22 protein-coding genes are annotated in these 22,817 nt (G+C 72.1%); 11 read left to right on the top strand and 11 right to left on the bottom strand.

Going from position 1 to position 22,817, the window contains the following annotated elements; all coding sequences use genetic code 11:
• The 5 genes from QSJ97_RS14585 to ggt are packed head-to-tail and all read left to right on the top strand — an operon-like array spanning position 1 to position 6,440.
• Entirely contained in the window at positions 1–1,005 is a 1,005-nt protein-coding gene (locus QSJ97_RS14585; RefSeq protein WP_285672512.1) for an ABC transporter ATP-binding protein, read from the top strand.
• Complete coding sequence (locus QSJ97_RS14580) at positions 1,002–1,994, top strand: ABC transporter ATP-binding protein (protein WP_285672511.1); 993 nt, start codon at positions 1,002–1,004, stop codon at positions 1,992–1,994. Before QSJ97_RS14585 ends, QSJ97_RS14580 begins: the two co-directional genes overlap by 4 nt.
• Complete coding sequence (locus QSJ97_RS14575) at positions 1,991–3,394, top strand: M20 family metallopeptidase (RefSeq protein WP_285672510.1); 1,404 nt, start codon at positions 1,991–1,993, stop codon at positions 3,392–3,394. Before QSJ97_RS14580 ends, QSJ97_RS14575 begins: the two co-directional genes overlap by 4 nt.
• Positions 3,391–4,833 carry an amidase gene (locus tag QSJ97_RS14570; RefSeq protein WP_285672509.1) on the top strand — a complete coding sequence of 481 codons (1,443 nt, stop codon included), beginning with the start codon at positions 3,391–3,393 and terminating at the stop codon, positions 4,831–4,833. Before QSJ97_RS14575 ends, QSJ97_RS14570 begins: the two co-directional genes overlap by 4 nt.
• Positions 4,830–6,440 carry a gamma-glutamyltransferase gene (gene ggt, locus QSJ97_RS14565; protein WP_285672508.1) on the top strand — a complete coding sequence of 537 codons (1,611 nt, stop codon included), beginning with the start codon at positions 4,830–4,832 and terminating at the stop codon, positions 6,438–6,440. The genes QSJ97_RS14570 and ggt overlap by 4 nt, the downstream gene beginning before the upstream one ends.
• Positions 6,441–6,593: 153 nt before the next feature.
• On the opposite strand, the gene QSJ97_RS25015 is transcribed toward ggt, so the two are convergent.
• The 8 genes from QSJ97_RS25015 to argS form a co-directional block, all read right to left on the bottom strand.
• Positions 6,594–6,788, bottom strand: coding sequence for an IS66 family transposase (locus QSJ97_RS25015; protein WP_352231095.1), 195 nt, complete (start codon positions 6,786–6,788; stop codon positions 6,594–6,596).
• Positions 6,789–6,809: 21 nt separating this feature from the next.
• Positions 6,810–7,304 (bottom strand): IS66 family transposase, encoded by a 495-nt coding sequence (locus QSJ97_RS25010; protein ID WP_352231094.1) that lies wholly within the window; start codon positions 7,302–7,304, stop codon positions 6,810–6,812.
• 1,024 nt (positions 7,305–8,328) lie between these two features.
• Positions 8,329–9,507, bottom strand: a complete 1,179-nt coding sequence (locus QSJ97_RS14560) for a M24 family metallopeptidase (RefSeq protein WP_285672507.1) — start codon at positions 9,505–9,507, stop codon at positions 8,329–8,331.
• A 105-nt stretch (positions 9,508–9,612) separates the two neighbouring features.
• Complete coding sequence (gene scpB, locus QSJ97_RS14555; protein WP_285672550.1) at positions 9,613–10,209, bottom strand: SMC-Scp complex subunit ScpB; 597 nt, start codon at positions 10,207–10,209, stop codon at positions 9,613–9,615.
• 74 nt (positions 10,210–10,283) lie between these two features.
• The gene (locus QSJ97_RS14550; RefSeq protein WP_285672506.1) at positions 10,284–11,111 is read right to left on the bottom strand and encodes a segregation and condensation protein A; all 828 of its coding nucleotides are present in this window, start codon (positions 11,109–11,111) and stop codon (positions 10,284–10,286) included.
• Complete coding sequence (locus tag QSJ97_RS14545; RefSeq protein ID WP_285672505.1) at positions 11,108–12,124, bottom strand: glycoside hydrolase family 3 N-terminal domain-containing protein; 1,017 nt, start codon at positions 12,122–12,124, stop codon at positions 11,108–11,110. Before QSJ97_RS14545 ends, QSJ97_RS14550 begins: the two co-directional genes overlap by 4 nt.
• A gap of 1 nt (position 12,125) precedes the next feature.
• Positions 12,126–13,061 (bottom strand): SPOR domain-containing protein, encoded by a 936-nt coding sequence (locus QSJ97_RS14540; RefSeq protein WP_285672504.1) that lies wholly within the window; start codon positions 13,059–13,061, stop codon positions 12,126–12,128.
• Positions 13,062–13,221: 160 nt separating this feature from the next.
• The gene (argS, locus tag QSJ97_RS14535) at positions 13,222–14,955 is read right to left on the bottom strand and encodes an arginine--tRNA ligase (protein WP_285672503.1); all 1,734 of its coding nucleotides are present in this window, start codon (positions 14,953–14,955) and stop codon (positions 13,222–13,224) included.
• A 169-nt stretch (positions 14,956–15,124) separates the two neighbouring features.
• On the opposite strand from argS, the gene QSJ97_RS14530 reads away from it, so the two are divergent.
• Complete coding sequence (locus QSJ97_RS14530; RefSeq protein WP_285672502.1) at positions 15,125–15,784, top strand: peptidoglycan-binding domain-containing protein; 660 nt, start codon at positions 15,125–15,127, stop codon at positions 15,782–15,784.
• Positions 15,785–15,910: 126 nt separating this feature from the next.
• Here the strand turns inward: QSJ97_RS14530 and QSJ97_RS14525 are convergent, their stop codons facing one another.
• Positions 15,911–17,083, bottom strand: coding sequence for a deoxyguanosinetriphosphate triphosphohydrolase (locus QSJ97_RS14525; RefSeq protein WP_285672549.1), 1,173 nt, complete (start codon positions 17,081–17,083; stop codon positions 15,911–15,913).
• Between the two features lie 133 nt (positions 17,084–17,216).
• Between QSJ97_RS14525 and QSJ97_RS14520 the strand changes: the two genes are divergently transcribed.
• Positions 17,217–17,555 (top strand): HesB/IscA family protein, encoded by a 339-nt coding sequence (locus QSJ97_RS14520; protein WP_285672501.1) that lies wholly within the window; start codon positions 17,217–17,219, stop codon positions 17,553–17,555.
• 18 nt (positions 17,556–17,573) lie between these two features.
• On the opposite strand, the gene QSJ97_RS14515 is transcribed toward QSJ97_RS14520, so the two are convergent.
• Positions 17,574–18,542, bottom strand: a complete 969-nt coding sequence (locus QSJ97_RS14515; RefSeq protein ID WP_285672500.1) for an HNH endonuclease — start codon at positions 18,540–18,542, stop codon at positions 17,574–17,576.
• Positions 18,543–18,656: 114 nt separating this feature from the next.
• Here QSJ97_RS14515 and QSJ97_RS14510 point away from each other — a divergent pair, with 114 nt between their 5' ends.
• Both QSJ97_RS14510 and QSJ97_RS14505 read left to right on the top strand, forming a co-directional pair.
• Positions 18,657–19,121, top strand: coding sequence for a c-type cytochrome (locus QSJ97_RS14510; RefSeq protein ID WP_285672499.1), 465 nt, complete (start codon positions 18,657–18,659; stop codon positions 19,119–19,121).
• A gap of 2 nt (positions 19,122–19,123) precedes the next feature.
• Positions 19,124–19,753, top strand: coding sequence for a cytochrome b/b6 domain-containing protein (locus QSJ97_RS14505; protein ID WP_285672498.1), 630 nt, complete (start codon positions 19,124–19,126; stop codon positions 19,751–19,753).
• Here QSJ97_RS14505 and QSJ97_RS14500 read toward each other — a convergent pair.
• Positions 19,728–20,417 (bottom strand): class I SAM-dependent methyltransferase, encoded by a 690-nt coding sequence (locus tag QSJ97_RS14500; protein ID WP_285672497.1) that lies wholly within the window; start codon positions 20,415–20,417, stop codon positions 19,728–19,730. The two genes, QSJ97_RS14505 and QSJ97_RS14500, sit on opposite strands and share 26 nt — an antisense overlap.
• Before the next feature lie 129 nt (positions 20,418–20,546).
• Between QSJ97_RS14500 and QSJ97_RS14495 the strand changes: the two genes are divergently transcribed.
• A complete protein-coding gene (locus QSJ97_RS14495; protein WP_285672496.1) occupies positions 20,547–21,461 on the top strand; it encodes a LysR family transcriptional regulator in 915 nt (304 codons plus the stop codon).
• A 97-nt stretch (positions 21,462–21,558) separates the two neighbouring features.
• Positions 21,559–22,749: an ABC transporter substrate-binding protein gene (locus tag QSJ97_RS14490; RefSeq protein ID WP_285672495.1), complete on the top strand. Its 1,191-nt coding sequence runs from the start codon at positions 21,559–21,561 to the stop codon at positions 22,747–22,749.
• Positions 22,750–22,817 lie beyond the last annotated feature (68 nt).

Raw genomic sequence — 22,817 nt, 5'->3', positions numbered from 1 at the left:
ATGGCAGAGCAGGTACTCGAGGTCGAGGGGCTGAGCGTCGATATCCCAGTCACGGGGGGGATGCTGCACCCGGTACAGGAGGTCTCTCTCACCGTCGCCCGCGGCGAGACGCTGGCCATCGTCGGCGAGTCGGGCTGCGGCAAGTCGCTGACCTCGCTCTCGCTGATGGGGCTGCTGCCCTCGCGGGCGGAGCGGCGGGCGCGGCGGCTCTCGCTGCTCGGCGAGGAGCTGGCGGGCAAGTCGGAGCGGGCGATGTCGGATATCCGCGGCAACCGGATGTCGATGATCTTCCAGGAGCCGATGACCTCGCTGAACCCGGCCTACACCATCGGCGACCAGCTCGCCGAGCCGCTCGAGCGGCACACCCGGCTCTCGCGCCGCGAGGTGCGCGAGCGCGCGGTGGAGATGCTGGAGCGGGTCGGCATCACCGCGGCGGCGAGCCGGCTCGGGCAGTATCCGCACCAGCTCTCGGGCGGGCTGCGCCAGCGGGTGATGATCGCCATGGCGCTGATCTGCAACCCCGATCTGCTGATCGCCGACGAGCCGACCACCGCGCTCGACGTCACCATCCAGGCGCAGATCCTGCACCTGATGGCCGAGCTGCAGCGCGAGTTCCACGCCGGCATGATCCTGATCACCCACGATCTCGGCGTGGTGGCCCGCGTCGCCGACCGGGTGGCGGTGATGTATGCCGGGCAGATCGTCGAGACCGGCACCGCGGCACAGATCTACGGCGCGCCGAGCCATCCCTACACGCGCGGGCTGCTGAGCTGCATCCCGATCCCCGGCCGCAGCCGCCCGGGCGAGCATCTGGGCGCGATCCCCGGCGTCGTGCCCTCGCTGATCGGGCGCATGGAGGGCTGCCATTTCGCCGATCGCTGCGCGCTGGTCGAGCCGCGCTGCCGCAAGGGCGACATCGCGCTGCGCGACGGCAGCGGCAGCGGGCACCGCTATCGCTGCGTGCTCGATCCCGAGACCCCCGCAACCCAAGAGGCGCCGGCATGAGCGAGACCGTGCTCGAGGCCCGCGGCGTGCGGCGAAGCTTCTCCGTCTCCGGCGGTTTCATGAAGCCCCGGCGCGCGCTGCATGCGGTGCGCGGGGTGGATTTCACCATCCGCCGCGGCGAGGTGGTCGGCCTGGTGGGCGAGAGCGGCTGCGGCAAGAGCACGCTGGCCAAGCTCCTCCTCGGGCTGATGCCGCCGAGCGAGGGCGAGATCCTGCTCGAGGGCGCGCCGATCTCGGGGCAGGACCGGCTGGAGACCGCACGCCGCATCCAGCCGATCTTCCAGGACCCCTATTCCTCGCTCAACCCGCGCAAGTCGATCGGCACCATCATCGGCCTGCCGCTCCGGGTGCAGACCGATCTCGGCGGCGCCGAGATCGCCAGGCGCGTGACCGAGACGATGGATCTCGTCGGCCTGCCCGCGCGGGTGGTCGACAGCTATCCCAACCAGCTCTCCGGCGGGCAGCGCCAGCGTGTCGCCATCGCCCGCGCGCTGATCAACCGGCCCTCGATCATCATCTGCGACGAGCCGACCTCGGCGCTCGACGTCTCGGTGCAGTCGCAGATCCTCAACCTCTTGCAGGACCTGCAGCGCGAATTCGGCCTGACCTACCTGCTGATTTCGCACGATCTCTCGGTGGTCGAGCACATGGCGAGCCGCGTCGCGGTGATGTATCTCGGCCGCATCGTCGAGGAGCGGCCCACCGCCGGGCTGTTCGCCGAGGCCCGCCACCCCTATGCGCGGGCGCTGCTCGATTCGGTGCTGACGCCGGACCCCTCCCTCGGCATCCCGGACACCCATCTCGGCGCCGCCTTCCCCAACCCGCTGGAGATCCCCGCCGGCTGCAGCTTCCACCCGCGCTGCCCGAAGGCGATGCCGCGCTGCTGCACCGTGGCGCCGGACCCGCTTCGCATCGGCGACGGCATGGTCGAATGCCTGCTGCACGCGCCTGACCAACATGACGAGCCCGAGGAGGAGACCACCCGATGAGCGCCCGTTCCGATGCCCTGGCCAGGGCAACGGCCTATGTCGACAATGGCGAGTTCGAGGCGGAGCTCGCCCGCCTCGTCGCGATCCCCTCCGAGAGCCAGGTGCCCGAGGGCCTGCCCCATTGCCGGCGCTATCTCTGCCAGGAGATCGTGCCGATGCTGGCCGATCTCGGCTTCGCCTGCGACATGCTGGAGAACCCCTTCGAGGGCTGCGGCCCGGTGCTGCTGGCCACCCGCCACGAGGGCGCGGAGCTGCCCACCGTGCTCGGCTATGGCCATGGCGACGTGATCCGCGGGCTCGACGACAAGTGGACCAAGGGCGCCGGCCCCTGGCAGCTCGCCCGCGACGGCGACCGGCTCTATGGCCGCGGCACCGCCGACAACAAGGGCCAGCACCTGATCGACATCCGCGCCATGGCGACCGTGCTCGAGGTCCGCGGGCATCTCGGCTTCAACGCCAAGATGCTGATCGAGATGGGCGAAGAGAACGGCTCGCGCGGCCTGCGCGAGGTGATCGCGGCGCACAAGGCGGATTTCGCGGCGGATGTCTTCATCGGCTCCGACGGGCCAAGGGTGCGCCCGGACCGGCCGACGATCTCCCTCGGCAACCGCGGCGCGGTGAATTTCGACCTGGTCTGCGACCTGCGCGAGGGCGGGCACCATTCCGGCAACTGGGGCGGCGCGCTGGCCGATCCGGCGACGATCCTGGCCCATGCCATCGCCACCATCGTCTCGCCGCGCGGCGAGATCCGGGTGCCGGAATGGCGGCCGGAGCCGATCCGCCCGCTGGTGCGCGAGTTGCTCGACGGTGTCGAGCTCGACGGCGGCGCCGGCGGGCCCGAGGTGGAGCCGGACTGGGGCGAGCCCGATCTCACCCCGGCCGAGCGGGTCTATGCCTGGAACTCGTTCGCGGTGCTCGCGATGCTCTCGGGCATCCCGGAGAGCCCGGTCAACGCCATCGCCCCCTGGGCGCGGGCGCATTGCCAGCTCCGCTTCATCAAGGGCACCGACGCCGGGGACGTGCTGCCGGCACTGCGCCGCCATCTCGAGCGGGAGGGCTTTCACGGCGCGGTGCGCGTCTCCGAGCCGCCGGCGGGCAATGCGGCGGGCTTTGCCGCGAGTCGGACCGAACCGGATGCGCCCTGGGCCGCCTGGGTGCGCGAGGCGATCCAGCGCCAGTCCGGCCAGGCGCCGGCGGTGCTGCCGCAGATGGGCGGCTCGATCTGCAACGACCTCTTCACCGACCTCCTGGGCCAGCCGGCGATCTGGGTGCCGCATTCCTATGCCGGCTGCTCGCAGCACGCGCCCGACGAGCATGTGCTGCTGCCGGTCTGCCGCGAGGCGATGGAGCTGATGACCGCGCTTTACTGGGATCTCGGCGAGAGCGGGGGCCCGGCATGACCGCGCCCTGCGACCTCTCCGCGGTGGCGGCGCGGCGCCTGATCGGGGCTCGCGCTCTCTCGCCGGTCGAGCTGATGCAGAGCTGCCTCGACCGCATCGCCGCGGTGGACCCGGCGCTGAACGCCATCGTCACGCTCGACCCCGACGCCGCGCTGGCCGATGCGCGCGCGGCCGAGGCCGCGGTGATGCGGGGCGATGCGCTGGGGCCGCTGCACGGGCTGCCGCTCGCCGCCAAGGACAACCGCGCGACCAGGGGGATGCGCACCACCCATGGCTCGCTGATCTTCAAGGATGCCGTGCCGGAGGAAGACGAACCCGGCATGGCGCGGCTGCGCGCGGCCGGCGCGGTGATCTTCGCCAAGACCAACCTGCCGGAATTCGGCGCCGGGGCGAACTCCACCAACCGGCTCTTCGGCCCCACCGGCAACCCCTTCGACCCGGCGCGCACCTGCGCCGGCTCCTCGGGTGGCTCGGCGGTGGCGCTGGCCACCGGCATGGCGCCGCTCGCCACCGGCTCGGACTATGGCGGCAGCGTGCGCACCCCGGCGGCGTTCTGCGGCATCGCCGGCTTCCGCCCCTCGCTCGGCGTCGCCCCCCTGCCCGGCGCCGCGGCGGTGCTCAGCCCCTTCGGCGTCAACGGCGCCATGGGCCGCGACATGGCGGACACCCATCTGCTCACCGCCGCCATGGCGGTGCATGACCCGCGCGACCCGTTCTCGCACCCCGGCGTCGCGGCGGTGGCGGACCCGATCCGGCCGGCCGATCTTTCGAGCCTGCGCGTCGCCGCCTCGGTGGATCTCGGCTGCGCCCCGATCGCGCAGGAGATCGCCGCGGTCTTCGAGGAGCGCCTCGCCGGCTTCGGCGGGCTCTTCGGCCGGCTCGAACGCGCGCATCCGGACATGGGCGAGGTGCACGACGTCTTCGAAGTCACCCGCGGGGTCGCCTTCGTCGCCGCCCATCGCGACCATCTCGACAACCGCCGCGAGCTGCTCGACCGCAACGTGATCGACAACTGCGAGCGGGGGCTGGAATACTCCCTCGGCGATGTCGCCCGGGCGCAGGCCGAGCAGGCCCGGATCTATCGCCGCTGGCACGCCTTCTTCGAGAAGCACGACGTGCTGATCGCCCCGGCGGCCAGCGTCTCGCCGTTCCCGCATTCCGAACTCTTCGTCTCCGAGATCGACGGCATGCCGATGCCCACCTACATGCGCTGGCTGGCGATCACCTATGCCCCGACCATGGCCTTCGCCACCGCCGCGGTGCTGCCCTGCGGGCTGGACGCGCAGGGCATGCCCTTCGGCATCCAGGTGCTCGGGCCGATGGGGGCCGACCGCAAGGTGCTCGCCGCCGCCATGGCACTGGAGCAGGCGCTCGCCGGCATCGAGGGCTGCGCCCGGCCGCTGCCCGATCTCGCCCGGCTCGCGGAGGCCGCCCGATGACCCCCGCAAGGGCGATGATCGCCGCCCCCCAGCCCGAGGCCGCCGAGGCCGGCGCCGACATTCTCCGCGATGGCGGCAACGCCGTGGATGCCGCGGTGGCCTGCGCCCTCGTGCAGACCGTGGTCGACCCGATCATGTGCGGGCTCGCCGGCTTCGGCTCGATGCAGATCCGCATGGAGGGCGGACCGCATCTGATGCTCGACTTCCACGGCCGCGCGCCGCAGGCAGTGCGGCCGGAGATGTGGCAGCACCTGATCCGCGGCGAGAGCGAGGACGGCTTCGGCTTCCTGCTCGAAGGCTCGGTGAACGAGATCGGCTACCAGTCGATCACCACGCCGATGACGCTGAAGGCGCTGTCGGAGGCGCTCGCCCGCTTCGGCACGAGGCCGCTCGAGGCGCTGCTCGCGCCGGCGATCGCCTATGCGCGGGAGGGCTTCGCCGTGCGCCCGCATGTCCGCGCCTTCTGGGACGAGGTGCCGAGCGGCGGGCGCGTGGCGCATCGCGAGTTCGTCACCCGCTATCCCGCCACGGCGAAGATCTACGCCCCCGGCGGCGAGGTGCCGCGGATCGGCGAGCGGCTGCGCAATCCGGACATGGCCCGCACGCTGGAGCGCATCGCCGAGCACGGGCCGGAGGATTTCTACACCGGCGCCATCGCGGCGGAGATCGCGGCCGACATGGAGCGCAACGGCGGGCTGCTCTCGGCGGCGGATCTCGCCGAGGTCGCCCCCACCGAGACCGAACCGCTCTGGTCGAGCTATCGCGGGCACCGGCTCTCCACCAACCGGCCACCCGGCGGCGGGCTGATGCTGGTGCTGATGCTCAACATCCTGGAAAACTTCGACCTGTCCGCGATGGGGCACAACTCGGCCGAGTACATCGCGACGGTCTCCGAGGCGATGAAGATCGCCACCGTGGAGAAGGACACCCGCATCGGCGACCCGCGCTTCTTCGACGTGCCGGTCGAGGAGCTGGCCTCCAAGGCGTTCGCCGCGGAGATGGCCGCGCGCATCCGCCGGGGCGAGAAGACCCATGTGCCGCGGCTCAACCTGGGGGGCGAGGAGTCGAAGGACACCACGCATATCTCGGTGGTGGACAGCGCCGGCAACGCGGTCGCACTCACCCATTCCATCGGCATGCCCTCGGGCGTCGTCACCGACGGGCTCGGCTTCATGTACAACGGCTGCATGGGGGTCTTCGACCCGCGCCCGGGCCGTGCCGGCTCGCTGGCGCCGGGCAAGTCGCGCTTCACCGCGATGTGCCCGACCATGCTCGTCGACAAGGCCGGGCCCTCATTCGTGATCGGCGCGCCGGGGGGCACCTTCATCACCATGGGGGTGCTGCAGGGGATCCTGAATGCGGTGGATTTCGACATGTCGGCGCTCGAGGCGGTGTCGGCGCCGCGCTTCTGCACCACCTCCGACACGATCGACCTGACCAACCGCGTGCTGCGCCGCACCGAGCGGGAGCTGCAGGCGATGGGCTACCCGACCCGGCGCTCGGCGATGTCCTATGGCTTCGCCGGGGTGCACGCGCTGCGCCGTACCGCGGCCGGCTGGGACGGCGGCGCCGATCCCGGCCGCGACGGAGTGGCGATCCCCGGCTGATCGCCCGGCGGGGACGCCCGGACCGGCCGTGGGTGGCTCCGATAGCGCCGCCTCCGGCCGCGCCTGATCGGCAGCGTTCGGAGGGTGAGCCTGGCGGTTCACGGCTAAGTTCCGGGGGAGCAGGTCGTCGGTGCGGGTGAGGACATCGTACAGCTAGGCCGCGAGGCCGTTGCGCTTGGCGGTCCCGTCGAGGGAGAGGGTGCCGGCACCCCGTTCGCCGGCCATGTCCGAGCCAGCGAAGAACCGGATCTTGCGGCCAAGGGTGACCGGCCGGATTGCCCGCTCGGCGCCATTGCCGACGATCTCGACGCCTCCTCCGCGGGGTATCGTTCGAGCACCGACCACCATGTGGGCGCGCAGCGAATTGCCTCAACGGTGGCCATCTTTCCCTGCAGCCTGGCCAGCTCGCCCCCGGGCCTGCCCGGAGTGCAGACGGGGCGGCCCCGCCCCCGCCTGGCGCGCCCTTCGTCGATCCGCGCGGGCTGTCCGCGGATACGCCTTTCGAGGTCGTGGAGAGCTCCAATGCGCTGGAGCGCCGCCTCCGCAATCGGAAACGGCCCGCTTGCCAATGGATCGGAGAACATGCGCCCAGCAGCCGGCTTCGGCATTTCGCGGCGCCACGCCCCGCGTAGTCGCGCGGCTGAGGTCGTTGAAGCCGTCATGGCCGTCGGCATGGTGCACGCCGCGGAATCCGGTGCGATATCCGCGCGGGTGCCCGCCCTTCCATTCAGAACTGCAGAGGTTGCGAGCGGCGGGGGGCGCGGCGTAACCCCGGGCCAGGCGGCATGCACATGGCTCCTCGACCGCCCCGTGTCCCTTTGCCCTGGTCCCGGCCCGACACGGGCAGCAGTCCTTCGTCTCCAATCAGTCGGCCAGAGGCGAGTACATGGGACCGCAAAGCCTCGATCAGCGATCCACCTACGCGGCCAGGCGGCCCGTCTAGGCGGATCTCCATTCTCCGGGTCTCCCAAAGCGCATACCCTGATCGAAGCGTTGTCTTCTGAGCCAATATGAGATGCATGTCGCGCGCTCGGACGGGGAACTCCATCATGACAGGCGCCAAGCAATCCCCTTCCAGAACATCGCGAGCTGCGCCGGCGTGTGCCGCACCGTGGCAGCTGCCGGCGACGGCCACGGGAAGCGGCCGAGGTCGAGGATTCTGGATTTGAGGCAGAGGCCGCGCAGCTCTAGCCGGCAGCCACACCGACCCCTGTGCGTAGCCACCGACTCGGGCAGGGGGCTGCTTCAGCGCCTCTTGCCCATCGCGAGCCCGCCGATCCCTGTGCGTATTTCGGTTGGGCCGCGGGCGAGAAAGACCCGCACGCCGGGCCGAGCTCGATCACACCTCCTCCAGTGTGCATACTAGGCGCTGCAGGATGTCCGGATCGATGTCTGGGGCGATGCGGATCGTCCAGCCATAGGCACGCGCCACATCGACGAGCTTCGGTCGCCCCGGCGGCCATCCCCGCCGGAGCGGCTCGGGCTGCGCATGCTCGACGGTGAGGAAAGCGGGCTGATCCGCATCCGCCGAGGCGACACGACCGGCTCGGCCAGCTCCTTGCACCCGTGCTGGAGCTGCTGCGGGCAGCAGTCGTGCTGCGCAGCTAGGGCCATGCTGCCCCCCGCGCCGGCTACTCCGACAGATTGCTCGACATCTCTCCGGCCGGCGGCGCCCGCCGCCCCTCCTGCCCGTGACAATCCCGGCCCGACCGATGGCGCAATCGATCCGGATGCAGATGCACTGCGACAGGCGAGACCTGGACCGGAACCAGAAGGGCACGAAGCCAGCTCACCGGCCGCTGGCGCTGATCGCGCCTCGCCGGGAGGGCTCCCCACCGAGCGTTCGTCGCAGCGCCGTGCGGGCCGCTGCCGCGTGCTGCCTTCCGGCTCAGCCCACGAGGGGCGTCACCGGTGCGTCACCGGTCAGCACCTCGGCGCCGGTCTCCCCGATCAGCACGCAGTCGGAGATGAAGAAGTCCGCGAGCCCGGTGCCCTCTCCCATGCCGGTGAACCAGGAATGCGCATGCACCGCCATGCCCGCCTCGAGCACCAGCTCCGAGCCCGGCGCCAGCCCGGTGACGCCGGCGCCGCCGGTCCAGCTCGGCGGGAAGCCGAGCCCCACCAGATAGCCGCAATGATGCCGGTGATAGCGATCGAGCCCGGCCGCCGCCGCCACCGCGTGCCAGGCGGCATAGACCGCGCCGGCCGTCGCGCCGGGACGCAGCGCCGCCACGATCGCCGCCATCCCCTCCGCCGCCAGCGCCGCCGAGCGGTCCAGCCCCGGCGGGCCCTCGCCGAGATAGACCAGCCGGCCCATCGGCGCCTGGTAGCGCGCGACCGACCCCGCCACCTCGAGGAACACCGCATCGCCGCGCCGGAAGCGCTCGCCACGCCAGGTGGTGTGCTCCTCGCCGAGCCGCGCCGATGGCCGGATGAAGGGGCCGAAGCCCGGATACTCGCTGCCCGCCAGGATCATCGCGCGGTGGCATTCGGCGGCGGCCTCGCGGTCGGAGCCGCCGACCCGCAGCGCCGCGATGGCCGCCGCGGTGCCGGCAGCGGCCGCCCGCGCCGCGGCACGGGTATGGGCCTGCTCGGCCGGCGACTGCACCCGGCGCAGCCGCTCGATCATGCCCGATGCATCCGCCCAGGCCGCCCGCGGCAGACGCGCCCGCAGGCTGTCGGCGATGCGCGGCGTGAGGAAGAGACTGGCGAGCTCGATCCCGAGCCGCGCCTCCGCCAGCCCCAGTTCGGTCAGCCCCTCGGCGGCGTGCAGCGCCGGATCCTCGCCGTCGGCATGGCCGCGGAAGCCGGCATTCAGCACCTGCGCGGCGACGGTGATCCGCTCCATGGCGCGGGCCACCAGCAGCATCTCGCCCTCGCGCGGGACCAGCAGCATGTGGCAGGCGAAGAAGCCCCAGTGGTCGAGCCCGGTGAGCCAGCAGATGTTCTCCGGCACCGCCACCACCAGGGCGTCGAGCCCCGCCGCCGCCATCGCGGCACGCAGGCGGGCGAGCCTGTCGGCATAGTCCTCGGGCGGGAAGGCGGGAACGGGCGGCGCGTCGGGCATCGGGGCCTCCGGGACAGGATCCCCGAGTGAACGCCCTGCCGCACCTCGGGTCAACGCCCACGCGCGGCGGCACGGCCCCGCGGAACGCCCCCGCCCTTCGCTCCCTCAGCCGTCGGCCGCCTCGCCCGGACGCGGTGCGCCGGCGGCCAGCTCCGGCGCCGCCCCCACGAGGCCCGCCGCGCGCAGCTCCGCGAGCCCCGGCAGGTCCTTCGCGCTCTCCAGCCCGAAATGGTCGAGAAACGCGCGCGTGGTGACGAAGGTGGCCGGCCGCCCCGGGCTCTCGCGCCGCGGGCCGAGCTTGATCCAGTCAAGCTCCAGCAGCAGGTCGAGCGTGCCGCGCGAGACCGCGACGCCGCGGATCTCCTCGATCTCGGCCCGCGTCACCGGCTGGTGATAGGCGATGATCGCCAGCGTCTCCACCGCGGCGCGGGAGAGCTTGCGCGTCTCCACCGCCTCGCGCGCCATCAGGAAGCCGAGATCGGGGGCCGTGCGGAAGGCCCAGGCATCGCCGATGCGCATCAGCTGCACCCCGCGCGGGGCATAGTGCTCGGCGAGCCGCGCCAGCGCCGCCGGCACGTCGGAACCATGCGGCAGGCGCTCGGCGATCTCCTTCACCGTCAGCGGATCGGCGCTGGCGAAGAGCACCGCCTCGACCATGCGGGCCTGCTCGGCCTCGGGCGGCGCGGCGAAGAGCGCATCCATCGGCCGCGCCGGGTCGGCCTCGGTCTGGGCGGGCTGCGGCGCCGGGCGCGGCGCCCCGGCTGCGTCGTCCTCGATCACGAGCCGCCCTCCCCGGCCGGCTCCGGCCGCCGCGCGCGCAGCAGGATCGGCGCGAAGCTTCGCTCCTGGTGGATCTCGGCCGCGCCCTCGCGCACCAGCTCCAGCGCCGCGACGAAGCTCGAGGCGATCGCCGAGCGGCGTCGCTCCGGGCTGGCGCTCCAGGTGCCCGGCAGCCAGGCCGAGAGCTCGCGCCAGTCCGGCGTGCTGCCGAGCCCGCGCCGGAGCCGCGCCAGCGCCGCGTCGATCGCCACCACATCCGGCCGGGCCAGCGCCAGCGGGCGGTAATCGTCCCGCGCCTTGACCCGGGAATAGGCGCGCAGCAGGTCGGCCAGCCCGGCCTGCCAGAGGATCTTCTTGCGCAGCGAGAGCACCTCGGTCTGGCCGCGCACGAAGCGATCCTGCCCCAGCAGGTCGCGCGCCATCAGCTGCGCCGCCGCCTTGCGCATGGCATCGAGCCGCTCGAGCCGGGCCGCGAGCCGCGCGGCCAGCTCCTCGCCCGAGGGCTCCTCGCCGCCCGGCTCCGGCGGCAGCAGCAGGCGTGATTTCAGATAGGCGAGCCAGGCCGCCATCACGAGATAGTCGGCCGCGAGCTCGATCCGGCGCAGCCGCGCGCCCTCGACGAAGGCGAGATACTGCTCCGCCAGCCGCAGCACCGAGATCCGCCGCAGATCGACCTTCTGCACCCGCGCCAGCGCCAGCAGCATGTCGAGCGGGCCCTCGAAGCCCTCGACATCGACCACCATGGCATCCGGGCCGGGGGCGGTCTCGGCCGGCGCCTCGGGCGCCGCCTCGGCCGCGGCGTTCCGTTCGTCGAAGGGGGTCATGCCGCGGCCCCCCGGATCGCCTCGCCGAGCGCGGCATGGCGGGCCTCGGCGGCGGCGATGTCGAAGGGTTCGGGCGCGCGCCGCGCCGCCTCCGCCGCCTGCACCCGCGCCAGCGCTTCGCCGGAGAGCCGCGGCACCGCCGCCGCGACCGCCCGCATCTCGTCCATCTCGCCGCTGCAGTGGAGCACCAGGTCGCAGCCCGCGGCCAGCGCCGCCGCAGCCCGCTCGCCCATCGCCCCGGAAAGCGCCGCCATGCCGATATCGTCGGACATCAGCGCGCCGGCGAAGCCGATCTCCTCGCGGATCAGCCGGATGCAGGCGGGCGAGAGGGTCGCCGGCAGCGCCGGGTCGATGGCGGTGTAGACCACATGCGCCGTCATCGCGAGCGGCAGCCCGGCAAGCGCGCGGAAGGGGGCGAAATCCGCCTCCAGCGCGGCGCGGGGCGCCGCCACCACCGGCAGCTCGGCATGGCTGTCGGCCCGCGCCCGGCCGTGGCCGGGGATATGCTTGATCACCGGCAGCACGCCGCCGGCCAGCAGCGCCTCCGCCACGATCAGCCCGCGCGCCGCGATCTCCTCCGGGCTGTCGGCCAGCACGCGGGAGCTGACGATCTCGTGCGCCCCCGGCGCGGCGAGATCCAGCATCGGCGCGCAGTTGCCGTCGATCCCGAGGGCCGCGAGCTCCGCCGCGATCAGCCGCATGCGCAGCCCGAGCCGCTCGCGCCCGGCCGGGCCGGGGCCCTCCGCCGCCGGCGGGCCCCAGGCGCGCCAGTGCGGCGGGCGCAGCCGCGCGACGCGCCCGCCCTCCTGATCGATGAAGACCGGGACATGGCGCCCGCAGGCGGCACGCGCCTCCGCCAGCAGCGCGCGCACCTGGTCCGGCGCCGCGACATTCCGGGCGAAGAGGATCAGCCCCCAGGGCTGCGCCGCCGCGAGGAAGGCGCGTTCGGCATCGGTCAGCCGGAGGCCCGAGAGCCCGTAGATCGCCGCCGAAGCGGCCCCCTGCGCGCCCATCTCAGCGGTTTTCCGCGGGGATGCAGGCCTGGTCGCGCGCGCGGAGCGCCTCGCAGATGCTCGCCGCCTCGGTCAGGCTGGCGAAGGGCCCGACGCGGAGGCGATACCATGTCCGCCCGCCGGAGCGGGTGGTCTGCACCGCCAGCGCGCGGTTGTTCAGCAGGTCGGTGTTGGCGGAGGCGATGCGGCGCCAGTCGCTCTTCACCTCGTCCTCGCTCTTATAGGCGCCGAGCTGGATCTGGAACGGCGAGCGTGCCGCCTCGTCGCGCAGCGAGGCGACATCCTCGATCGCCTGGCGCTGCGCCGCCGCCACCCGCTCGGGCAGGTTGTTCGGACGCGGGCGGGCCATCGGGCTCACCGTGGGGGCCGGGGCGCCGGTATCCTCGAGCGCCGGCTCGGGCGCAGGCTCGGGCACCGCGCGGGCCGAGGGCGCCGGCTCCGGGATCGGCACGGCACGGCTGCGCAGCGCGCTCTCGGTCTCGTCGGAGCGGCGGGCGATCTCCGCACCGGCGCTGCCCGGGCGCGGCGCCGGGGCCTCGGTGCCGTCCGGCGCGATCAGCGGCACGGCCGGCGCCGGGGCGGGCGCCGGCGCGAAGCCGAGCGCATCGCTGGCGCTGGCGGAACTCGGGGTCGGCACGCCGAGGATGTCCTCGAGGTCGCGCAGCGAGATGTCCTCCTCGGTCAGCGGCCCGGGCGTCGGCGCGAAGCCGGTGGTGGCATCGCTGCCGGTGTCCTCGCCGGTATCCGCCTCGGCAAGGTCGAAGCTGTCGATGTCGCGATGGCGCACCTTACTGCCCTCGGCCTCCGGCACGCTCTTGATCGGGCCGGCCGCCGCCGCCACCACCGGAATCTCCGCGGTCTCGCGCGTGCCGAGATCGTAGAGCCAGTAGCCCAGCCCGCCCAGCACCGCGACCGCGAGTCCCGCACCTATCCACATGGACGCCATGCGACGCGGCCGCGACGGCACCATCTCGGCTTCCGTCGCGAACCCCGCGCCTGCGAACTCATCGTTCTCGTCGCGCATCGGGCCACCACCTGTGTTGACCCCTTATCTTGGGGCTCGTCCTGCTCGAACCCCGTCATCTGCGCATTCGCGCTTATGTCAGCTCGGTCATCGGGGTCACGCCTAGGATACCAAGACCGGCAGAAATCACAACGGCCACGGCGCGTGCCAGCGCCAGCCGGGCGCGGGTCAGCTCGGGCGCGTCCTCGCGCAGCATGCGCAGCTCCGGCCGGTCCTGCCCGCGGTTCCAGTGGGCATGGAATTCGGACGCGAGGTCATAGAGATAGAACGCCACCCGGTGCGGCTCATGGGCCAGCGCCGCGGCCTCGACCATGCGCGGAAACTCGCCGAGCTTGCGCGCCAGGGCGAGCTCGGAGGGGTCCTCCAGCAGCGCGAGATCGGGCGAATCACCCTCCGCGATGCCGGCCTCGGCCGCCCGCGCCGCCACCGAATGCACCCGGGCATGGGCATACTGCACGTACCAGACCGGGTTTTCGCGCGACTGTTCCAGCGCCTTGGCGAAATCGAAATCTAGCGCCGCGTCGTTCTTGCGCGTCAGCATGACGAAGCGCACCACGTCCGCGCCGACCTCGTCGATCAGGTCGCGCAGCGTCACGAAGGTGCCGGCCCGCTTCGACATCTTGTAGGGCTCACCATCCTTGAACAGCTTGACCAGCTGGATCAGCTTGATGTCGAGCGGCACGGTGCCGCCCGAGAGCGCCGCCACCGCCGCCTTGAGCCGCTTGACATAGCCGCCGTGGTCGGCGCCGAAGACGTTGATGAGCTGGCCGTAGCCGCGGCTCACCTTGTCGTAGTGATAGGCGATGTCCGGGGCGAAATAGGTCCAGCTGCCGTCGGACTTCTTCAGCGGCCGGTCGGTATCGTCGCCGAACTCGGTGGCCTTGAAGAGGGTCTGCGGCCGCGCCTCCCAGTCCTCCGGCGCGCGGCCCTTGGGCGGCTCGAGCTGGCCGACATAGATCAGCCCCTTCTCCTCCAGCGCCGCCAGCGCCGCCTCGATCCGGCCGGTGTTGTAGAGCGCGCGCTCGGAGAAGAAGCGGTCCATCTCGACGCCGAGCGCGGCAAGGTCCGCGCGGATCGTCTCCATCATCGCCCCGATGGCGAACTCGCGCACCTCCGGCAGCCAGCGCTCCTCCGGCAGGCCCATCAGGCTGTCGCCATGGCGCGCCTTCAGCTTCTCGCCGACCGCGATCAGGTAATGGCCGGGATAGAGCCCGTCGGGGATGTCCACCGCCTCGCCATTGGCCTGGCAATAGCGCAGATAGGCCGAGCGGGCGAGCACGTCGACCTGCGCGCCGCCGTCGTTGATGTAGTATTCCTTCGTGACATCGTAGCCGGCGAAGGCCAGCAGCCGCGCCAGCGCATCGCCGAACACCGCGCCGCGGGTGTGCCCGACATGCAGCGGCCCGGTGGGGTTGGCCGAGACATACTCCACGTTGACCGTCTCGCCCTGCCCCATGCCGGAACGCCCGAACCCCTCCGGATCGGCCAGCGCCGCGGCCAGCACCCCCTGCCAGGCGGACGCCGCGAGGCGCAGGTTGATGAAGCCCGGCCCGGCCACGCTGGCCTCGGCGACCCGCGGATCGGCGGCGAGGCGGTCGGCCAGCGGCTCGGCGATGGCGCGCGGCTTCAGCCCCGCCGGCTTGGCCAGCACCATCGCGGCATTGGTCGCCATGTCGCCATGCGCGGGGTCGCGCGGCGGCTCGACGGCGACATTGGCAAGCTCGAGCCCCGCCGGCAGCACGCCCTCGGCGGCCAGCGCGGACAGGCTCTCCTCCACGAGGATCTTCATCTCGGCAAACAGGTTCATCTCGGCCCTCCGGGTTCCGGCTCGCCCCTAGCACGCCCCCCGGCGGCGGAAAAGACCGCCCGGCCGCGTGACGCGCATCACAGGTAGCAGGGCCGAACAATGTCATTGTGCCACGGTGGCAGTTCGTTCCACAGTGGACGATCGGGGCATTGCGAGCGAGGTGAATGCGATGGGCGCCCTCATGGAAGGCAACAAGGGACCGAAGGTCAAGGCACTGCAGGAGACGCTCAACAAGGCGGGCGGGCGGCTCAAGATCCAGAAGCCGGCGGTCTTCGACGCCGACACCAAGGCCTTCGTGACGAAGCTGCAGAAGCAGTGGGGCCAGCCCGCGGTCGGCATCGCCACCGACCATTTCCAGATGGCGCTCGATATCGCCGTCAACAACAAGGCGAAGATGAAGTCGAACGCGCCGGACTACAAGCAGGCGCTCTCTCATGCCTTCAAGCTCCAGGGCAGCACCAACAAGCAGCTCACCGGGTTCCGCACGCAATGGCCGAAGGACTACGAGGCCTGCCTGAAGAAGTTCCGCATGGCGCTGAGCGCCAAAGTGCACCCGCTGACCGAGGCCGTCGACAGCGTGCGGAACACCCGCAAGACGGTGGAGGACAGCTTCGAGAAGATGGCGCGCGAGATCATCAAGATGCAGGGCGCGCACCAGTCGCTGAAGGACCCGCTGCTGAAGGCCAACCTCGCCACCGAGATCGACGCGCAGCACAAGAAATGCGACGTGCTCCGCCGTGCGATGATGGACACCGACGACGCGCTGTCCAAGGCGATCCGCGATACCGAGGCCAAGCTCAAGACGATCTTCGCCGCCGCCGTCAAGTGACGGTGGGCGGGCGGGCCGCCGCAGGGTGCCGCGCCCCCCGCCTCCCTCGGGTGGGCCGCGATGCCCGCGAAGCCGCCGCGACGCCGCAGGGGTGGGGGAGGCGGGGGGCGCGGTGCCGGGTGCGCCTCAGGCCCGGGTCGCGGGATCGGTCAGCACCCGGTGCTCCTTGAGCGCGAAGCGGTCGGTCATGCCGGCGATGTAGTCCGCCACCACCCGCGCGCGCCCCGCCTCGCTGCCCTGCGCGAGGCAGGCGGCCGACCAGTCCTCCGGCATCAGCCCGGGCTCGGAGGTGAAGATGTCGAAGAGCTCGGCCACCACACGCGCCGCCTTGGCGCGCATCCGCTTGACCCGCCAGTGCCGGTACATCCGCGCGAACAGGAAGCGCTTGATCGCCGCGATCTGCCCCGCCATCTCGGCCGAGAAGCAGAACAGCGGCCCGCTCGCCGCGATCACTTCGGCGGCCGAGCCCGGCGCCAGCGCCGCGACCCGCCGCGCGCTCTCGGCGATCGCGTCGTCCACCATGGCGCCGAAGACCCGCCGCAGCGCCTCGTGCCGGCGGCGCCCGGCGGCAAGCCCGGGATAGAGATCGTCGACCACCGCGAAGCAGCCGCCCAGCACCGGCAGCCCCTCCGCCTCCTGCTCGGAGAACAGCCCGGCGCGCAGCCCGTCATGGATGTCGTGGTTCACATAGGCGATGTCGTCGGCCAGGGCGGCGATCTGCGCCTCGGCGCTGGCCTGGGCATGCAGGCCGAGATCGAGCCCTTCCAGCGCCTCGACGAACGGCGCGGGCAGCGTCTCCTTCGGCACCTCCGGCCCGGCCAGCAGCGGCCCGTTGTGCTTGGCGATGCCCTCCAGCGTCTCGTGGGTCAGGTTGAGCCCGTCGAACTCGGCATAGTGGCATTCGAGCCGGGTGACGATGCGCAGCGCCTGGGCGTTGTGGTCGAAGCCGCCATAGGGCGCCATCGCCTCCGACAACGCGTCCTCGCCGGTGTGCCCGAAGGGGGTATGGCCAAGATCATGGGCCAGCGCCACCGCCTCGGCCAGGTCCTCGTTCAGCCGGAAATGCCGGGCGATGGTGCGCGCGATCTGCGCCACCTCGATGGAATGGGTGAGGCGAGTGCGGTAATAGTCCCCCTCGTGCTCGACGAAGACCTGGGTCTTGTGCTTGAGGCGGCGAAAGGCCGAGGCGTGGATGATCCGGTCGCGGTCGCGCTGGAACGGCGAGCGGTGTGCGCTCACCGGCTCGGGGTGGCGGCGGCCGCGGCTCTCGCTCGGGCGGGTGGCATAGGGGGCGAGCAGGCGTTCGTCCATCGCGTGCACCTCCGGTCCCGGCCCCCGGGCAACACCGCCGGGCGGCGGCGGGCGGGCCTCTTGTCTCGCGCGCGGCGATCGATACATGCTGTGTGGAATGGGTCAAGCCGAGGAGAGCCCGATGGATCTCAACCTGCCGGTCACCGTGAGCCCGCGCGCCTTCGCGCGGCTGGCCGAGATCGCCGCCGCCGAGGGCAGCGGCCCGAAGGCGCTGCGCGTCGCGGTGCTGGGCGGCGGCTGCTCGGGCTTCCAGTACGAGTTCGCGCTGGAGGACGGGCCCGCCGAGGGCGATCTGGTGCTGGAGGGCGAGGGCCAGAAGGTGCTGATCGACCCCGAGAGCCTGCCCTTCCTCGAGGGCTCGGTGATCGACTTCAAGGACGAGCTGATCGGCGCGCGCTTCGCGATCGAGAACCCCAACGCCACCTCGACCTGCGGCTGCGGCACCTCGTTCTCGCTCTGAGGCGCGGCCGGCGATGCGCTAGTCCCAGGGCGCGGGCCCGGTTTCGCCGATCTGGCCGAAGACGTTCTCGCGATGCCAGCGCAGGTTTTCCCGGTGCGGCGCGTCGCGCGGGTCGAGCGGCTTCAGCAGCCGGCGCTCGGGGGAAAGCAGCCGGTCCACCACATCGCCCGGCACCTTGTTGCCGGAGACCAGGATGGTCTCGCCATCCTCCGCCACCGAGATCAGGCCCCGGTCGAACATCCAGTGCAGCGTGCCGGAAAGCGCGAGGCCGTTCCGCACCGAGTCGCTGCCATCGCTGGCGACCGGCCGGATATGCGCCGCCTGCACCTCCGGCCGCCCGCCGCCATTGCGCAGACGCAGGCCCGACATCGCGCAGCGGTAGTCATAGGCCTCGCGCACCTTTCTGCGGAAGGCGACGTCGCGATAGGCCCGGCGCGTCAGCCGCTCCAGCACCGGCCGCTCGAAGGCCAGCGGCTCCTCCGCAAGCCCCTGCCCCGGCGCATCGTAGCGGGTCGCCTCGATCCGCTCGAGATCCTGCGGCAGGCCGAGATCGAGGATGCGCGCAAATTCGGCATCGGGCAGGCGGCGGACCGCGCTCTGCGTGGCCCCGCCCCGCTTCGGCGTCCCGTCGGCCTCCGTCAGGAGCGATTCCAGCGGGCGACCGTTCACGAGGCGCGGCACGTCGCTGACAAAGCGCAGATAGCTCCCCGGCGCGATCCGGGCGAGAAAGCGCCCCTCGATCCGGGGATGCTCGTCCACCCTGGCGATCCGGGCCACGGCGAAATAGCCCCGCGGCCCGGCCTTGACCGGCTCGTAGTAGACGATCCAGTCGCCGACGGCGTCCCGGACCGGCTTCAGATAGGCCCTGGGGAAATCGTAGACGGCATCCAGCTCGTCCTCATAGATCGAGTCGGCCTTGTGCATGAGAACCAGCTTCACCATGCGCTCCAGGAAACCGGTTGCAAGGCGGGATGCAAGCCGTTTCATGCGCCGGCTGTCGCGCGGGCGCCCCGGGCGTCAAGGCTTCACGGGAGTTTTATGCAAACTTGATCCGGATCGGCTAGGCTCGCGGGATTGCATGCAAGCAGAAGGAGCCAGCCCATGCGCGCCGCCCTCATCGCCGCCCTCGCCGCCCTGCCCCTCGCATTTCCGGTTGCCGCCGGTGCCGATGCGATCGACGATGCGATCAAGGCTAGGCAGGCCTTCTTCACCCTGCTCGGGGCCAATACCGGCGCCCTCGCCGCCATGGCCAAGGGCGAGGTCGAATACAACGCCGACGCGGCCGTGCTCCATGCCGGCAATCTCGGGCTGCTGCAGGGCTATCAGCTGCTGCCGCATTTCCCGGAGGGCTCCTCCAAGGAGGACCGCAAGGGCAAGACCCGCGCCCTGCCCGAGATCTGGACGGACCTCGCGGGCTTCGAGGAGAAATTCGAGGTGTTCCAGGCCGCCGTCGCGGTGATGGAGGTCGAGGCCGGCAAGGGCCGGGCCGAACTCGGCGGCGCGCTGCAGCGCCTCGGCGGCAGCTGCAAGGGCTGCCACGACGACTACCGCGCCAAGGATTTCTGAGCATGAACGAACGGGCGGGCAGCCCGGTGGTCGAAACCCGGCTCTGGGACCTGCCCACCCGGCTCTTCCACTGGGCGCTGGTGGTGCTGGTCGCCACCTCCTGGGGCCTCGGCGAGTTCGGCCCCGACATCATGACGCTGCATTTCTGGTCGGGCTACGCGATCTGCGGCCTGCTGGCCTTCCGGCTGGTCTGGGGGCTGGTGGGGCCGCGGCCGGCGCGCTTCGCCAGCTTCCTCTACGGCCCGCGCAAGGTGCTCGCCTATGCCGCGGGGCTGAGCCGGCGCCAGCCGAGCCGCTGGCCGGGGCACAACCCGCTCGGCGGCTGGGCGGTGGCGGCGCTGCTGCTGCTGCTGGTCGCGCAGGTGGCCACCGGGCTGGTCGCGGACCCCGAGGACTTCGTGAATGTCGGGCCCTTCGCGAGCGCCGTGGGGGCGGATCTCTCGCGCACCGCCACCGCGCTGCACGAGACCCTGTCCAGCCTGATCCTGCTGATGGTGGCGCTGCATGTGGGGGTGATCCTGTTCTACCGCCACTGGAAGCGCGAGGACCTGATCGGCCCGATGATCCATGGCCGCAAGGCGGTCGATCCGTCGGCCGAGGAGGCGCTCAGCCGGTCCGCTCCGCCACGGTGAAGAGCGCGGCCCGGCGCTTCGGCAGCCAGCGCTGGCGGATGGTGAAGCCGGCGCCCTCGAGGCTGGCCGCGAGCTGGTCGGCCGAGAACACCCGCACCAGCGGCAGCCGGCCGATGGCATGGCCGAGCGGCAGGACATAGCGCAGCCAGGGCATGGAATCGCCGATGCAGGCGGTGCTGGCGATCAGCAGCCCGCCGGGCTTCACCAGCATGCGGATGCGGTCCAGCGCGGCGTCGCGGTCCTCCACGAGGTGCAGCAGGCTGTGCGCGAGCACCACATCGAAGCTGTCGGCGTGAAACGACAACTCGTCGAGGGCGGCGCGCTCGAAGCGAAGCTGGCCCGGCGCGCCCTGCTTGGCGCGGGCGATTCCGATCATCGCTTCGGAGATGTCGGTGGCCAGGTAGGAGCGGACGCCGGACGCGAGCGCGAGCGCCGTGGTGCCGGTGCCGCAGCCGATCTCCAGGACATCCATGTCCGGGCCGAGCAGGCGGCGCTGGATTTCCAGCTTCTCGGCATAGGTGGCGGCGTCGGAGACCGGCCGGGCGGCATATTTCGCCGCGATCCGGTCCCAGAAGCGCGCGGCGCGCGGGGTGTCGGCGGGGGGAACGGCGGCAAGCGCGGGCGGCGCATAGGCGGTCGGGGCGGGGCTGAGGGGTGCGGGCATCGGGGCCGTCTCCGGGGCGTATGGTTTCGGTATAATTTCGGTGTGGGTTCGGTGTGAGTTCCGGCTACGTAACCGCCTGCCATCCCCTTGTGAATTGACGAAATCGGCTTGCGTGATATGCAGAATCGCATGGATTGGCGTTCGGTCAGGTTCGACTGGAACCGTGCGCGGGCGTTCCTCGTCACCGCCGAGGAGGGCTCGCTCTCGGCAGCGGCGCGGGCGCTCGGCATGGCCCAGCCGACCCTCGGGCGGCAGGTCGCGGCGCTGGAGACCGAACTTGGCGTCGCGCTCTTCGAGCGGGTCGGGCGCGGGCTGGTGCTGACCCCGAGCGGGCTCGAGCTGATGGAGCATGTGCGGGCAATGGGGGAGGCGGCCAGCCGGGTCTCGCTGGCGGCCTCGGGGCAGTCGCAATCGGTCGAGGGCACGGTGTCGATCACCGCCAGCGAGGTCGCCTCGGCGCATGTGCTGCCGCCCATCGTCGCGGCGCTGCGCCGGGCCGAGCCCGGCATCGCGGTGGAGATCGTCGCGACCAATGCGGTGCGCGACCTGCGCCGGCGCGAGGCCGACATCGCGCTCCGTAGCCCCCGCCCCACCGATCCGGAGCTGATCGCCCGGCAGGTCTCGGCGGGCGCCGCGACGCTCTATGCGACGCCGGCCTGCCTCGCCCGCTTCGGCCCGCTGGAGCGACCGGAGGACATGGCCCGCGCCGAGTTCATCGGCTTCGAGGAGAACGCGCCGCTGCTCGAGGGGCTCAACCGGCGCGGCCTCGGCCTCACGGCGCGCAACTTCCCGGTGCGCACCGCCAATCATCTGGTGCAGTGGGAGCTGGTCAAGCGGGGCGTCGGCATCGGCGTGATGCTGACCGATGTGGGCGACGGCGAGCCGGCGGTGCGCCGCGCGGCGCCCTGGCTGGCGCCCTTCGGCTTCCCGGTCTGGCTGGTGGCGCATCGCGAGCTGAGCACCAGCCGGCGGGTGCGGGTGGTGTTCGACTTCCTCGCCGATGCGCTCTCGACACGCCGGCCGCCCGGCCCTCCCGAGAGTTGATATCCGGCGCCGCGGGCCGCAGTATCGCGCGGGCCGGCCGGGCCGGTTCGCACCGCCGGGCCGCCCCCAGGGGAAACGAGACATCCGGGAGACAGAGATGAGAGGCTTCACGATCGCGGCGCTGGCCGCAACGGCGATTGGCTCGGGCGCGGCGCTGGCCGACGACCACGAGGTGAAGATCGGCGTGCTCCTCGGCTTCACCGGGCCGATCGAGTCGCTGACCCCGGCGATGGCCGCGGGCGCCGAGATGGCGATGAAGGAGGTCACCGACAGCGCCATGCTGCTCGGCGGCAAGGCGCTGGTCCCGGTGCGGGCCGACAGCACCTGCGTCGACAGCGCCGCCGCCTCGGCCGCGGCGGAGCGGCTGGTCACCGCCGAGGGCGTGGCCGCGATCATGGGCGCCGACTGCTCGGGCGTGACCACCGCGGTGCTGCAGAACGTGGCGGTGCCGAACGGCATCGTGATGATCTCGCCCTCGGCCACCTCGCCGGCGCTCTCGGCGATCGAGGACGGCGGGCTGTTCTTCCGCACGGCGCCCTCGGATGCCCGCCAGGGTGCGATCGCGGCGGAGATCCTGCGCGAGAAGGGCGTCGAGGAGATCGCGCTCACCTACACCAACAACGACTACGGCAAGGGCCTCGCCGAGGCGATCGCGCAGAATTTCGAGGCGCTCGGCGGCACCGTGACGATCAACACCCCGCACGAGGACGGCAAGGCCGACTATTCGGCCGAGGTCGGTTCGCTGGCCGCCGCCGGCGGCGACGTGCTGGTGGTGGCCGGCTATCTCGACCAGGGCGGCCGCGGCATCGTGCAGGGCGCCATCGACACCGGGGCCTTCGACGTCTTCTACCTGCCCGACGGCATGGTCGGCGACAGCCTGCCGGCGGCGATCGGTTCGGCGCTCGACGGCTCCTATGGCGCGGCGCCCGGCTCCACCGGCGAGAATGCGACCACCTTCGAGGGGCTCGCGGTCTCGGCCGGCTTCGAGGCCGGGCCCTATGCCGGCGAGAGCTATGACGCGGCGGCGCTGATCGCGCTGGCGATGCAGAAGGCAGGCTCCACCAAGGCGAGCGACTTCGCCGCGGCGGTGCTCGACGTCGCCAACGCCCCGGGCGAGCCGATCGGCCCGGGCGAGCTGAAGCGGGCGCTCGAGATCATCGGCGCCGGCGGCGAGGTGGACTACCAGGGCGCCACCAATGTCGAGCTGATCGGCCCCGGCGAGAGCGCCGGCAGCTATCGCCAGATCGAGATCCGCGACGGCGCCATCGCCACCGTCGGCTATCGCTGACACGGGGTCCCGGCGGGACAGCTTGCTGGTCGCGCAGCCCGGAGGACGCCCCTCCGGGCTGCGTGCGA

The organism is Paralimibaculum aggregatum, from assembly GCF_030270585.1.
Classification (GTDB): Bacteria; Pseudomonadota; Alphaproteobacteria; order Rhodobacterales; family Rhodobacteraceae; genus Thermohalobaculum; species Thermohalobaculum aggregatum.
Note: the sequence above shows the minus strand (reverse complement) of the source record. Positions and strands in the feature narration are given on the sequence as shown.

Bases quoted from the DNA above. Each gene is read 5' to 3' on its own strand.
- QSJ97_RS14550 (WP_285672506.1), bottom strand. From the start codon at position 11,111: ATGACCCCCTTCGACGAACGGAACGCCGCGGCCGAGGCGGCGCCCGAG.
- QSJ97_RS14510 (WP_285672499.1), top strand. From the start codon at position 18,657: ATGCGCGCCGCCCTCATCGCCGCCCTCGCCGCCCTGCCCCTCGCATTT.
- QSJ97_RS14575 (WP_285672510.1), top strand. From the start codon at position 1,991: ATGAGCGCCCGTTCCGATGCCCTGGCCAGGGCAACGGCCTATGTCGAC.
- QSJ97_RS25015 (WP_352231095.1), bottom strand. From the start codon at position 6,788: ATGGTGGTCGGTGCTCGAACGATACCCCGCGGAGGAGGCGTCGAGATC.
- scpB (WP_285672550.1), bottom strand. From the start codon at position 10,209: ATGGATGCGCTCTTCGCCGCGCCGCCCGAGGCCGAGCAGGCCCGCATG.
- QSJ97_RS14530 (WP_285672502.1), top strand. From the start codon at position 15,125: ATGGGCGCCCTCATGGAAGGCAACAAGGGACCGAAGGTCAAGGCACTG.
- QSJ97_RS14515 (WP_285672500.1), bottom strand. From the start codon at position 18,542: ATGAAACGGCTTGCATCCCGCCTTGCAACCGGTTTCCTGGAGCGCATG.
- argS (WP_285672503.1), bottom strand. From the start codon at position 14,955: ATGAACCTGTTTGCCGAGATGAAGATCCTCGTGGAGGAGAGCCTGTCC.
- QSJ97_RS14520 (WP_285672501.1), top strand. From the start codon at position 17,217: ATGGATCTCAACCTGCCGGTCACCGTGAGCCCGCGCGCCTTCGCGCGG.
- QSJ97_RS14540 (WP_285672504.1), bottom strand. From the start codon at position 13,061: ATGTGGATAGGTGCGGGACTCGCGGTCGCGGTGCTGGGCGGGCTGGGC.
- QSJ97_RS14570 (WP_285672509.1), top strand. From the start codon at position 3,391: ATGACCGCGCCCTGCGACCTCTCCGCGGTGGCGGCGCGGCGCCTGATC.
- QSJ97_RS14495 (WP_285672496.1), top strand. From the start codon at position 20,547: ATGGATTGGCGTTCGGTCAGGTTCGACTGGAACCGTGCGCGGGCGTTC.
- QSJ97_RS14560 (WP_285672507.1), bottom strand. From the start codon at position 9,507: ATGCCCGACGCGCCGCCCGTTCCCGCCTTCCCGCCCGAGGACTATGCC.
- QSJ97_RS14505 (WP_285672498.1), top strand. From the start codon at position 19,124: ATGAACGAACGGGCGGGCAGCCCGGTGGTCGAAACCCGGCTCTGGGAC.
- QSJ97_RS14585 (WP_285672512.1), top strand. From the start codon at position 1: ATGGCAGAGCAGGTACTCGAGGTCGAGGGGCTGAGCGTCGATATCCCA.
- QSJ97_RS14500 (WP_285672497.1), bottom strand. From the start codon at position 20,417: ATGCCCGCACCCCTCAGCCCCGCCCCGACCGCCTATGCGCCGCCCGCG.
- ggt (WP_285672508.1), top strand. From the start codon at position 4,830: ATGACCCCCGCAAGGGCGATGATCGCCGCCCCCCAGCCCGAGGCCGCC.
- QSJ97_RS14545 (WP_285672505.1), bottom strand. From the start codon at position 12,124: ATGGGCGCGCAGGGGGCCGCTTCGGCGGCGATCTACGGGCTCTCGGGC.
- QSJ97_RS14490 (WP_285672495.1), top strand. From the start codon at position 21,559: ATGAGAGGCTTCACGATCGCGGCGCTGGCCGCAACGGCGATTGGCTCG.
- QSJ97_RS14580 (WP_285672511.1), top strand. From the start codon at position 1,002: ATGAGCGAGACCGTGCTCGAGGCCCGCGGCGTGCGGCGAAGCTTCTCC.